Origin of the sequence: Veillonella sp. 20925_1_51, assembly GCF_041431445.1 — a bacterium.
In the GTDB taxonomy this organism is placed as follows: domain Bacteria; phylum Bacillota; class Negativicutes; order Veillonellales; family Veillonellaceae; genus Veillonella; species Veillonella nakazawae.
Genome location: NZ_JAPVXT010000003.1, coordinates 205388 through 218511 on the forward strand (window position 1 = coordinate 205388; position 13124 = coordinate 218511).

The 13124-nt window shown below is 43.6% G+C and carries 7 protein-coding genes and 1 other RNA gene; all 8 read left to right on the plus strand.

Annotated features, from left to right (window positions below; genetic code table 11):
• The first annotated feature begins 121 nt into the window (after window positions 1–121).
• The 8 genes from gltB (at window position 122) to O3607_RS05025 (ending at window position 12824) form a co-directional block, all read left to right on the plus strand.
• Complete coding sequence (gene gltB / locus O3607_RS04990) at window positions 122–4705, plus strand: glutamate synthase large subunit (RefSeq protein ID WP_371443466.1); 4584 nt, start codon at window positions 122–124, stop codon at window positions 4703–4705.
• Window positions 4706–4818: 113 nt separating this feature from the next.
• Window positions 4819–4918, plus strand: an RNA gene (gene ffs, locus O3607_RS04995) — signal recognition particle sRNA small type.
• A gap of 232 nt (window positions 4919–5150) precedes the next feature.
• Window positions 5151–7916 (plus strand): DNA polymerase III subunit gamma/tau, encoded by a 2766-nt coding sequence (dnaX, locus tag O3607_RS05000; protein ID WP_371443467.1) that lies wholly within the window; start codon window positions 5151–5153, stop codon window positions 7914–7916.
• A 123-nt stretch (window positions 7917–8039) separates the two neighbouring features.
• Entirely contained in the window at window positions 8040–8369 is a 330-nt protein-coding gene (locus O3607_RS05005; RefSeq protein ID WP_005385221.1) for a YbaB/EbfC family nucleoid-associated protein, read from the plus strand.
• Entirely contained in the window at window positions 8370–8966 is a 597-nt protein-coding gene (recR, locus tag O3607_RS05010) for a recombination mediator RecR (protein WP_004694915.1), read from the plus strand. It begins immediately after the preceding gene.
• 1 nt (window position 8967) lies between these two features.
• Window positions 8968–9222, plus strand: coding sequence for a hypothetical protein (locus tag O3607_RS05015; RefSeq protein WP_005385224.1), 255 nt, complete (start codon window positions 8968–8970; stop codon window positions 9220–9222).
• Window positions 9223–9231: 9 nt separating this feature from the next.
• Window positions 9232–11820: a 3'-5' exonuclease gene (locus O3607_RS05020; RefSeq protein ID WP_371443468.1), complete on the plus strand. Its 2589-nt coding sequence runs from the start codon at window positions 9232–9234 to the stop codon at window positions 11818–11820.
• On the plus strand, window positions 11820–12824 hold the full coding sequence (locus tag O3607_RS05025) for an RluA family pseudouridine synthase (RefSeq protein WP_371443469.1): 1005 nt from the start codon (window positions 11820–11822) through the stop codon (window positions 12822–12824). Before O3607_RS05020 ends, O3607_RS05025 begins: the two co-directional genes overlap by 1 nt.
• The last annotated feature ends 300 nt before the right edge of the window (window positions 12825–13124 follow it).

Genomic DNA, 13124 nt, shown 5'->3' on the forward strand with positions numbered 1-13124 from the left:
CGATAATATCACTACAGAATGGATTCTTTAGAAGTAGTTTATAGTTTATACTTTCACCAAGACCGAACGGAACGATGCCGCAGAGCTTGGATTGATCAAGTGATATGAAGGAGTGCACGTTATGGATAGGAATCAGAGCACAATCGAGCAACAACGTCTAGATCAAGCTAGACTAGAAGCTAATGGTATGTACAGCAGCCAATTTGAAAAGGATGCGTGCGGCATGGGCTTTGTCGTTAATATTAAAGGTAAAAAATCCCACGATATTATCGATGATGGCTTGCGTATTTTAGAGCGCCTTGAACACCGTGGTGGTGCTGGTGCCGATAAGGACACAGGGGATGGTGCCGGTATTTTGGTACAAATTCCTCATGAGTTCTTTAAACGCGAATGCGAAGTGCTTGGTATCAACTTGCCTGCAGCTGGTGAGTACGGCGTAGGTATGATATTTGCCCATAAATATGAAAGCCTCCGTAACGAGCAAAAACGCATTTTCGAAGAGGTTGTACGCGAAGAGGGTCAAGTTGTTCTTGGTTGGCGCGAAGTGCCAGTTGATGGTACAAAGGTTGGTAAAGAAGCAGCTGCTATTCGCCCTTGGATGATTCAAATCCTCATCGGTAAAGGCCCAGACGTAACTAATAATAAAGAATTTGAACGTAAATTATATATTATTCGTAAATTAGCAGAAAAACGCATTGTTCCATTGAGCAAGGAATTATCTAGTGATTTCTATATTGCATCCTTGTCCTCTAAAACAATCGTATATAAAGGTATGTTAACACCTGGTCAATTGCGTGACTTCTACCTTGATTTGAGTGACCTTGACTTTACATCTGCATTGGCTATGGTTCACTCCCGTTTCAGTACGAATACATTCCCAAGCTGGGCTCGGGCGCATCCTAACCGTTTCTTAGTGCATAATGGTGAAATCAACACAATCCGTGGTAACGTAAACTGGATCAATGCTCGTGAAGGTAAAGCGGAATCTCCATTATTCCCGGATATTAAAAAAGTATTCCCTGTAGTAGATGACAGCGGTTCTGACTCCGCTATGTTCGATAACACATTGGAATTCTTGCACATGACAGGTCGTTCCTTGCCTCATGCGATTATGATGATGATTCCTGAACCTTGGGAACGCAATAATCTCATGAGCCAAGAAAAACATGACTTCTATGAGTTCAATAGCTTCATGATGGAACCATGGGATGGTCCTGCCGCTATGGGCTTCACTGATGGTACTGTTATCGGTGGCGTACTTGATCGTAACGGTTTGCGTCCTGCTCGTTACTATGTAACAACTGATGATCGCGTTATCATGGCATCTGAAGTGGGTGTAGTCAATGAAAACGCTGAAAATATTCGAGCTAAAGGTCGCTTGGAACCAGGCAAAATGCTTCTCATCGATACTGAAGAACAACGTATCATTTCCGACGAAGAAATCAAACAACGCGTTGCTACTGAATTGCCATATGATGAATGGGTAAAAGAACACGTTATCCACTTGTCTGAAATTACTCAAGCTGATGAAAGCGATATTCCAAAAGTAGACGATTTGTTCCAAAAGCAACAAGCCTTTGGGTATACTCAAGAAGATCTTGTGCGTATGATCGTACCTATGGCAAAAGATGGTAAAGACCCTGTAGGTGCAATGGGTGCCGATGCTCCACTTGCTATCTTGTCTGATAAACCACAATTGTTATACAGCTACTTCAAGCAAATGTTCGCGCAAGTAACAAATCCTCCAATCGACTCCATTCGTGAGGAAATGGTTACATCTACTCGTGTTATGCTTGGTAACTCTGGTAACTTAACAGATCCTAATAAAGCTGGTACCTATGCGTTGTCCATGCGTACACCAATTCTTACAAATCAAGAATTGGCGTCCATTAAGGCTCTTGACTGCCGTCGAATGAAATCTGTTACATTGCCAATCCTCTTCGACCCAACTAAGGGTGCGGATGGCTTGCGTGATGCGTTGAATGAATTGTGCGAAAAAGCAGAAGAAGCAGCACGGACAGAGCAAAATGTATTGATTTTATCCGACCGTGGAGTCGATGAAAATCATGCGCCAATTCCAGCGTTGTTAGCTGTAGCAGCTGTTCATAATCACTTAATTAGAAAAGTATTGCGCACAGAAATTGGTCTTATCCTCGAATCTGGTGAGCCTCGCGAAGTACATCATTTCTGTACATTGATCGGTTATGGTGTAACAGCTATCAATCCTTACTTGGCTCTTGAAACTGTACGCGATTTACAAGCTCGTAAACGTCTTGGTGATATTACACCTGAACAAGCAGAAAAGAACTACATTAAAGCAGCTGTAGGCGGCATTATGAAGGTTATGTCCAAAATGGGCATCTCCACAGTTCGTTCCTATCATGGTGCACAAATCTTCGAAGCTTTGGGCTTGAATACTAACTTTATTAATAAGTTCTTCGTAAATACACCAACACGTATTGGCGGTATTGGTCTTGTAGGCGTTGCCAATGAAGCATTGGCTCGTTATGACCGTGCTTTCAAATCCGATGAATCTGTGCTTGAACCAGGTGGTTGGTATGGCCCTGTAAAAGATGGGGAAGAGCATTTGTTCAATCCTAAAACAATTGATCTTTTACAAGAATCCCTTATCAACGGTGATTACCCGAAATATAAAGAATACTCTAAAGCGATTCGCAACGATTACCATGTAACATTGCGTTCCTTGATGGAATTAAACTACCCAGTGGGCGGCGGTATTCCTATCGAAGAGGTTGAACCTGAAGAATCTATCGTAAAACGCTTTAAAGCGGGCGCTATGAGTTATGGTGCCATCAGTAAAGAGGCTCATGAAACGATTGCTATCGCTATGAACCGTCTTGGTTCCACATCTAACTCTGGTGAAGGTGGCGAAGACGTAGCTCGTTTCAAACCATTGCCAAATGGCGACAGCATGAACTCCGAAGTAAAACAAATTGCATCTGGTCGTTTCGGTGTAACTGCAAACTACCTCATTCATGCAAAAGAATTGCAAATTAAATGTGCACAAGGTGCTAAACCAGGCGAAGGTGGTCAATTACCAGGTAAAAAAGTATACCCTGAAATCGGGAAAGCTCGTCACTCCACTCCTGGTGTAGAGCTCGTATCTCCACCACCACATCATGATATTTACTCCATCGAAGACTTAGCTGAGTTGATTTACGATTTGAAATGCGTTAACAAAGATGCTCGCATTTCCGTTAAATTAACCTCTGAAGCTGGCGTAGGTACTATCGCTGCTGGTGTGGCAAAAGCAAAAGCAGACAATATTTTAATCTCTGGTTACGATGGTGGTACAGGTGCGGCAGGCCGTACATCTGTAAAACACGCTGGCGTGCCTTGGGAATTAGGCTTGTCTGAAACTCATCAAACATTGATGCTCAACAGATTGCGTGATCGCGTTAAATTGGAAGTAGACTCCAAGTTGATGACTGGTTTCGACGTAGCTGTTGCTGCTATGCTTGGTGCTGAGTTATTCGGTTTCGGTACATTGCCACTCGTCGCTGTAGGCTGTAAAATGGCTCGTGTATGTAACCTCAACACATGTCCTTATGGCGTAGCGACACAAGATGAAAAATTACGTGCTCGTTTTACAGGTAAACCTGAGTACGTAGAAAACTTGATGATCTTCATCGCTCGTGAATTGCGTGAAATCATGGCTCGCTTAGGCATACGCTCCGTAGCTGAACTAGTAGGCCGTATCGACCTTGTTCGTCAAAAATCTCAAGACGATAACTTCAAATTGTCTCGTGTTGACCTTAAACGCGTATTGTTCCACCCATACATCGATGCATCTGTAGGTCATATGCACATGATTGACCAAGATCACGAATTGGAACGCACATTGGACATGTCCAAGCTCTTGCGTATGTGCCGTCCTGCCATTGAGGACCAAAAACCAATTCGCGCTAAATTGGCTATCAACAACATTAACCGTGTTGTAGGTACCTTGGTTGGTTCTGAGGTGACACGTCGTTATGGTGAAAGCGGCTTGCCAGATAACACAATCAAGTTGAACTTTGAAGGCTCTGCAGGCCAATCCTTTGGTGCTTTCATTCCTAAAGGCATGACATTAGAACTTGAAGGTGATGCGAACGATTACCTCGGTAAAGGCTTGTCCGGTGGTACAATCACTGTATATCCGCCTAAGAAATCTATTTTCGAAGCGGACGAAAACATCCTTATCGGTAACGTTGCCTTCTATGGTGCTACATCTGGTACAGCCTACATTAACGGTGTTGCTGGTGAACGTTTCGCTGTTCGTAACAGTGGTATCACTGCTGTTGTGGAAGGCTTAGGCGACCATGGTTGTGAATACATGACTGGTGGCGAAGTACTTGTACTCGGTAAAATCGGCCGTAACTTCGCAGCAGGTATGTCCGGTGGCTATGCATACATCCTCGATTGCGATGAACGCTATGTAAATACAGGCCTCGTAGAATTACGTCCTGCTAATAATGATGACCTTAAACGCATTAAAGAATTAGTAGAACAACACGTATTGCACACTAATTCCGCTAAAGGCCGTCACATCCTTGAAAATTGGAATAACTTTGTAAATAGATTTACAAAAGTCGTACCTGTAGCATATGAAGAAATGCACGCTGCTATTGAACGCTATAAAGAACAAGGTTTATCCTTGGAAGAAGCACAATTAGCTGCATTCAAAGAAAAATATGCAAAATAATTTCTCATCTAACTGAATATCCTTTAGATAAGACATATGAAATGCCTCTATAGCTTTGACTATAGAGGCATTTTCATGTATAATATTTGTATTGCAATATTGGATCATGGCAGTTCTCGGGCCTGTGCAATGGGGGCCTGTGAATCGTGTCAGGACTGAGAGGTAGCAGCACTAAGCGGTAACCTTCATGTGCCACGGGGAACCCGGGGGCTGTCGTGATCGAATATTGCAAGGCGGCCTATGGGGCCGCTTTTTTTATGCCTAATCTAAGGTTTATGATAGCTTATTGAGGATAATAGGATGTTCTTTTGACTAGTAAACATCGACATTATTTGTAAATAAAAATATTACCTTAGAATTATGCGATAAGGTCTATAAAATGAGTAAGATTTCCGTGAATATGGTATAATAAAGTATTGTAATTTTCGGAAAAGGGGGTGTTCCAATGGCATATATTGCGTTATATCGTAAGTACCGTCCGCAGACGTTTACCGATGTGGTTGGTCAGCATCAGGTGTCTGATACATTGATGCGTGCTATCCGCGAAGATAAGGTGGCTCATGCGTATTTGTTCGCTGGTCCGCGAGGGACTGGTAAGACGAGTATGGCTAAGATTTTCGCGCGCGCTATCAATTGCGAGCATGGGCCAACGGATCATCCTTGTAACGAGTGTAGTGCTTGTAAATCTATTTTGAGTGGCCAGTCCATGGACGTTCTTGAAATCGACGCTGCATCCAATCGTGGTATTGATGAGGTGCGTGCCCTTCGTGAAAGCGTCAAATTCATGCCGGTTGAAGGCCGTAAAAAGGTGTTCATCATCGACGAAGCCCACATGCTCACAACTGAGGCGTGGAATGCGCTTTTAAAAACTATTGAAGAGCCACCGGCTCACGTTATGTTTATCTTTGCTACCACAGAGATTGAAAAGTTACCTGTTACCATCGTATCTCGCTGTCAGCGGTACACCTTTAGACGGATTACGTCTGACGATATCGCACAGCGTTTATCCTATGTAGCGGAACAAGAAGGCTTTGGCTTAGATCCTGCAGCAGCACAGCTCATCGCTGTCCATGCAGACGGCGGTTTGCGTGATGCATTGAGTATCTTAGATCAATGTGCCGGTATGGCAACAGGTACTATTACGCCGCAAGTAGTAGAAGAACTAATCGGTCTTGTTAGTAAGGAATGGATTATTCATTTCCTTAATGCGTTGCGCAACGGGGATGGTCCCAAATTGTTGTCCTATATTCACGATGCCTTAGCAGAAGGTCGTGATGCGACGCAGATTATGGAAGCCCTCATTCAGCACGTGCGGGCCTTACTAGTTGGTAAGGTCGCTCCTGATGCGGATGAGCTCAAGGTATACGATGCCTTTAAGGCTGAGTTTTTAGCTCAAGCTGAAAGCATCGATTTTAATGAGCTTAACCAGTATGTGCGCAGTGCGCAATCCATCATGAATGATGCAAAACAGGTGGATAATCCACGAACTATCATCGAAATGGGCCTTTTAGTGCTTTGTGCTAAATTAGGTTCTGTTGATGAAAGCTTAGAAGACCGTGTATATGCATTAGAGTCTTCAGAACGATCTGAACGCAACGATTTATTGAACCGCATGGCTCAATTAGAGCAACGCAGCCCAGCTGTCGCAACTGCACCTGCTTACGGTGCTAACTCCTTTGGACCGCCAGGTGGTTATGCCAATAGCTTTGTTCCTGTAGATAATGCTGCTGTACAGAATGCTTCCATGAGTAGTACTCAAAATAGTACTGTTGGTACTGTGCCGTCTCCAAGTGGAGTGGGGATGACCCCACCGCCTGCGAGTGTAGGCATGACACCTCCACCTATGGGTGCGCCTGGTAGTACACCGCCTCCTATGAATGGAGTGGGCATGGCACCGCCTCCAATGGGCGGCGGTGGGATGGCACCACCAAGTACTGGAGGCGCTCCACAACGACCTGCTAGAAATCAAGCTAAAGGTCGTGGTAAAAAAGGTATTAGTACGCAAGCTATTATTAGTGATCAAATCTTGTCGGCTCAAGAGTATCGCAATGTACAGTCCAATGTCATTAAATACTTGAAAGACAGCAATCGCAATATGACCTCTACCGTAATTGGCCAAGGTCAACTTGTATACGTAGACCAAAGCAAGGCTGTTATGGCCTTTAAAAATACATTGCACCTCAATGTAATGACCAACGAAGTAAACTTGGCAGAAGCAGCAGATGCTTTCACCTATACACTGGGCTATCCGGTACATGTAGAAATTGTTGATGCCCTCACACAGGTCTATAAAGATTATAAAAAGGCCTCTGGTAGTACGACGCAGCACCAAGTAAAAGCGCCGCAACGTCCACCAGAACCGATGGTTGATGTACAGAAAACCTCTGGTGGTCAGCCGACGCAAATGGATTTAACAAATCCATCAGCACCACAAGGCACTAATAATGTACCAGTGGGAAATAGTTCCGCAGGAGCTAATAGCGCTCAAGGTAGTAGCGCGTCACAAGCTCAACAACCTACCGCACAGGTTGGCGGTTCAACCACTGACGAACAATCTAGTAAGCCCGATTCTGCAGCAGTAGATGCGGCAAAGGCGGCGGCTTTGGCATTCTTAGCAAAGAAAACGGGCGGTGCTACTGTAAGTGCCACAACTGGTGCTGAAACGAGTGAGGTCGGAGCAGAAACATCACCATCTGGTGGAGATGTACCGATTACATCCTTTGATGGCAGTCCGTCTGTACCAGTTCCAGATGGAGAAATCCCTATTGAGTCTTTAGCAGGTTCTATTGAAGGCGATGATATTCCTGTTCATTCCTTTGATGATGTGCCTGTAGAGGATATGGAGGAAGCTTATGTATCATCCTTGGATGATATGCCACCACACCCATTAGATAGCGTCACTGTTATTAGCGATGATGGGGAAGTCTTAGAACGCCCTATGGATAGCGGTGCACATATTGAGGTGGAAGCTGTCCCAAAGTCTAATGGGGGCGAACAACAACAGGGAACCCCTTATCAAAGTGATGGACATGCAATGCTTTCACAAGCACCTATTGAAGTAGCGCCCATCGATAGCGTGACGGTAGCTCGTGAATATGCATGGGATCCAGAGCATATGACAGAAGAGGAACGAAATAATCCTCTTTTGGCAGAAACATTAGAAAAACTATCTGAAGACCACGACATCATCGTCGAGGTCATCGAAGAATAAATTTTTGAGTATACCCGTTGGTCCTAAGGGCGTAGGTGACACATATGTTAAAATCTATGTCGCATGTTAGAGTTATGGGCATAGACAGTTAGTAAGGACAAGGTCCTAAAAGGAGGAATTACAATGTTTGGTAAAGGTATGGGCAATATGGCTGGCATGATGAAAAAAGTTCAAAAAATGCAAGCAGATATGAAGAAAATGCAAGAAGAATTAAAAACTCGTACAGTAGAGGCTTCCGTTGGTGGCGGTGCTGTAACAGTTGTAATGAACGGTGAAAAAATCATCGAGTCCTTGAAATTGAACCCATCTGCAGTTGATCCTGAAGACGTGGAAATGTTAGAAGATTTAGTGATGGCTGCGGTAAACGAAGCTAGCAAAAAAGTAGACGACCTCTTGGCTCAAGAAATGGGCAAAGTAACTGGTGGTCTTAACTTGCCAACAGGTTTATTCTAAATGACAAACGCTTTAGAACGGCTCGTAGAGCAGCTGCGCCGCTTGCCGGGTATCGGCTCCAAGTCGGCTAGACGCTTGGCCTATCATTTGGTAGAAATGCCGAAGGAAGAGGTAGACCGTCTCGTGGAAACCATCGTAGAAGCGAAGGGAGCTACGCGTCACTGTTCTATTTGCTTTAACTTATCAGCTCAAGATCCTTGTGAATTCTGTAGCAATCCGAACCGCGATCAAACGACAATTATGGTCGTTGAAACATCTCGCGATGTCATTGCTATCGAGCGCAGTGGTGACTATAAGGGCTTATATCACGTATTGGAAGGTGCCTTGTCCCCTATGGAGGGCATCGGTGCTGACGATATTCGCGTAAAAGAATTGATTGCCCGCCTTCGGGATGGTGTCGTACAAGAGGTTATCCTCGCTACTGACCCAGACGTAGAAGGGGAAGCGACAGCTCTCTATTTGGCGCGCTTGTTAAGCCCAAGTGGCATTAAGGTAACGCGTATTGCCCGCGGTGTTCCTGTGGGTGGCGATATCGAATATGCTGATGAATTAACATTAGGCGGTGCCGTAGTAAACCGCCAAGAAATGAAAGGATAATATGGGAGCTTTATTAGCATCACCGATTATATCGGCGGTTGTATCCGTTGCTGTAGCCTACATTGCTTTCAAAGTAGCATTTTTCACCATTAAACGAGTGGCAATGAATGCAGTAACTGGTATTTTGACGTATTTAGTATGCGTTCATATTCTCAATATTCCTATGGATATTGGTTTGGGCGTATGGGCTTTAACAGCAATTCTAGGCCCTATTCCAATGCTCATTGCAGCCGGATGGTACGGCTTTTTAAAATAGGAGGACCTCATGCTTATCAATCGTGAACAACAACGCGTTATTGATGAAGTTGAACAGAATATCCTCTTGTTAGCGTCCGCTGGGACGGGAAAAACGAATACACTTGCTTATCGAGTGGCTCACCTCATCGAGGGCGGCTATGCGAAGGCGGAGAACATCTTGTGCTTGACCTTTACGAACAAGGCGGCAAACGAGATGAAAGACCGCATTCAATCGCTCGTAGGCAGTCCTGCAAAGGCTGTGGAGGTTAGTACATTCCACAGCTTTTGCTTTTTCGTGCTCCAACAAGAGGGGAAGCGCAATGAAACCTTGTATACGGATGTAACTATCTTTGATGAAGAGGATTGCAAGGAATTGTCTGAACCGTATCGTCCAGGTAAGTTGCGAGAAATGTCCTTTGCCAACATCATTGGCATGGTAAAAGAATATCGCTCCTTATATGGGTTCTATTCTGATGATCTCGTAGGCGATTATAAACGAACTATTGAGCGTTTACAAAAGGAACAACGTCCTGCTATTGAGCAACAGTTCTCTAGCTTTGGCAATGTTCTTTATAGTGAACTTCATGACTTCTTGAACCATGGTCACGAATGGATTGCTGCCTATGATGAAAGCTTAGCCTCCGTACATGGTCTAGATTTTACGGACCTTATCTGTGGTGTTCATCATCTATTCCAAGACCCTGTAGTTCGGGAGCGTTGGCGTAGCCGTTATAGCTATATCTCTGTTGATGAAATGCAAGACACAGGTGTACTAGAGTACAAGGTACTTGAAATGCTGTGGGAAGGTAATCACGTCCTATTATGTGGTGACTATTTTCAAACCATTTACGAATGGCGTGGGTCTGATCCATTCCGTTTGCTCAAGCAGTTTGATGCGGACTTTAAGCCGTTAAAAATCATTTTCTACGAAAACTACCGCTCTAACTGGACGCTCTTTACGATGGCTTTCAAAACATTGCAGAATATGTTCCCTGATCTGGTAGGCTCTGTATATACTGAATTGCCTCGTGCCAATAGTGAAAGAAAGGGCAAACCTGTTCTCATAAAAGGCTGTAAAAACAGCTATCTTGAGGGCAGATATATCTATGAAGCTATCTGCGCCTTGCCAAAGGATGCCAATATTGGCGTTCTCGTACGAGATAATAAAAAGGCGCAACGGCTGAGCGACTCCTTTGAACGCCTCAACAATGAAAAACCTGAAGACGAACGTCGTCACTTTATGATCATTGATGAGTTTAAATTTTTTAGACGCCAAGAAATCAAAGACGTTATGGCTTACTTTAAATTGCTTATGAACCCGAATGACTCCGTCAGCGCTAAGCGTATTATAAAACGCTATGTTGCCGGCATCGGTGACGCTCGTATTGCAGCCATTGAAAGCCCAGAGACGCGTCAAGTGGGCTTAAAATTGACGGACTTTATGGATATGCCTATCTTTGAGGCAGAGCCTTATGCGAAGCTCGTCAGTGGGTTAGAAAATCATGAGGTTGTGGTGTATGACGTAGAAAGTACCGGTACTGATACGTCACAGGATCGTATTATTCAAATTGCGGCCATCCGCATCGATGAAAATGGACAGGTCCTAGAAACATTTGAACGCTTTATCAACCCCGGCGTACCTGTGGGACAATCCGAAGAGGTACACGGCTTCTCTGATGCGTATTTACAAGAACACGGCGAAGAGCCAGTTATAGTGCTACAAGCCTTTAAGGAATTCTCCAAGAATGCCATTATTGTAGGACATAATGTAAACTACGATGTGACTATCTTTACTAATGAATTGGCACGCCATAATTTAGGTAATCTAGAATTCAAGGCTATCTACGATACACTCGATATTTACCGTCGCTTCTATCCTAATTTGCCAAACCATAAACTGGGCTTCCTAGCGTCAGAGTTTCCTATCAATCATGAGCCTACGCACAATGCGATGGACGATATCTTGGCCACTGCACAGCTTTTAATCTATGCAGTGAAAGAAAATATCGTGCCTACAACGACTGGTCGTATGGTGGCAATCAATAAATATAAAGCTGCTTTCACCAATATTGCATCCCAAATGGCAACGTTACGTAGAAAGGCCTATACGGAATTGCCAACGAAGTTATTGGCGTACATTATGAATCAAATGGGGGTTCTAGAGTACTATAAATCCCATGGGGAAGCGGCGAAGGTAGAGCATATACGGGATCTATATCGTATTATGGAAAAATTAGATGCTGCCTATGAGGGTCCGGCTGGGTTAGCTCGATTAAATCAAATCTTGCAGATGGCGGCCCTTACCGCAGGTGAGCCAGCTCAACAGGTACGAAACGAAGATCGGATTCCTATCATTACCATCCATCAAGCAAAGGGGAGCGAGTTTGACCATGTATTCCTAGCCGGCCTCAACGAAGGTACCTTCCCAAGCCCGTTTGCCATTGCAGAAGGACGTGAAGACGAAGAAAAGCGCTTATTCTATGTGGCCATAACGCGCCCTAAGCAAGAGCTGACTATTACCTTTGAACAAACGAATATACGTGGCCGAGCAGTTCAACCAAGCTCGCTACTGAACTATATGCCACGAGACAATGAGCTCGTAGAAAGGAGATACTAATGGCGAGAAAAACACACCGTCCCGATGATATTTTGTGGACCGTAACTGCCGCAGATATAGACGCTGCAGGTAGTGAAAAACAGGATATTACATTAGGTGAAGTATTAAATACAAAATATCCTCGTAAGTCTTTAGTAAAGTTATTTGAGGAAAAACTAATCCACATCAACGGCCATAAAGCGACGCCAAAGGATGTTATCTCCGAAGGTGACGAGATTTGGATTGCCATGGCGAAGGAAAAAATAGATCACGAACCAATTGAAATGAATCTACATATCTTATATGAAGATGATGATCTCCTCATTGTGGATAAACCGGCTGGTGTGACGGTAAACTCTAAAGACCAAGTATCCCTTGCCAATGGTGTGGCCTTTTACTTTAAAGAACATGGCATTAAGCGAAAGGTACGTTTCTTGAACCGCTTAGATAGAGATACGACGGGCTGTATTGTGATTGCTAAAAGTGGATTAGCCCAAAGTCTTTATCAACAGCAAATGGATGATAATACCTTTGAAAAGTGGTATATGGCTACTGTGGAAGGCATCGTAGAAGCTGATGAGGATTCCTTGGTATTATCTATGGAACGCAGTGCTGATGGGATTCATTACGAAGTAAATCCTAAAGGCAAAGAGACTCGTACAGATTATTCCGTCCTATGTAGACATCAATCACAGCCTGTGGATAAGTCTGTGAATAAGTCCAAAAATTCTGTGGATATAGCATTAAAAAATGTGGATATAGAACTACCAGATGTGGATAAAAGTGGTCAAAATGTGGACAAATCTGTGTATAACTCCCAAGAATGTGGATATACAGAGGTTTTAGTTCGTTTGTACACAGGAAAAACACATCAAATTCGTGTGGCTTTCAGCCATATAGGTCACCCTCTCGTAGGGGATACCTTATATGGCGCACAGCCAACGGGGCAGCCGTTCCAATTGCGTGCTCAAAAGGTTGTATTTACACACATGCGCACAGGCGAGCGTATTACGGTTACCGCATAATTACCTCTAATTACTTCAATAGTTATCACTAGGTAAGTATTAAAAAGTGCGTAATATGTATTACGTCTTAATAAATAGATCGTAATTTGTTAACAATGGGTCTATACTATAGATTGTGAAGTCACAATACACCAAATACTCTAATTGAGAAATGAGAATTGTTGATAACTCAGTAAAATCAATGGTTTTATAAAAATTTTTCAAAAAATATAATGACAAATGATAATCGATAAGCTATAATAGGAATGTAAATAAATTGATAGGCTTCGATTTATAGCTTAGTGAATTGAATGTAAGAGG

What these genes read in the sequence shown, in the direction of transcription:
- gltB (WP_371443466.1), top strand. Translation starts at nt 122, where the DNA reads ATGGATAGGAATCAGAGCACAATCGAGCAACAACGTCTAGATCAAGCT.
- dnaX (WP_371443467.1), top strand. Translation starts at nt 5,151, where the DNA reads ATGGCATATATTGCGTTATATCGTAAGTACCGTCCGCAGACGTTTACC.
- O3607_RS05005 (WP_005385221.1), top strand. Translation starts at nt 8,040, where the DNA reads ATGTTTGGTAAAGGTATGGGCAATATGGCTGGCATGATGAAAAAAGTT.
- recR (WP_004694915.1), top strand. Translation starts at nt 8,370, where the DNA reads ATGACAAACGCTTTAGAACGGCTCGTAGAGCAGCTGCGCCGCTTGCCG.
- O3607_RS05015 (WP_005385224.1), top strand. Translation starts at nt 8,968, where the DNA reads ATGGGAGCTTTATTAGCATCACCGATTATATCGGCGGTTGTATCCGTT.
- O3607_RS05020 (WP_371443468.1), top strand. Translation starts at nt 9,232, where the DNA reads ATGCTTATCAATCGTGAACAACAACGCGTTATTGATGAAGTTGAACAG.
- O3607_RS05025 (WP_371443469.1), top strand. Translation starts at nt 11,820, where the DNA reads ATGGCGAGAAAAACACACCGTCCCGATGATATTTTGTGGACCGTAACT.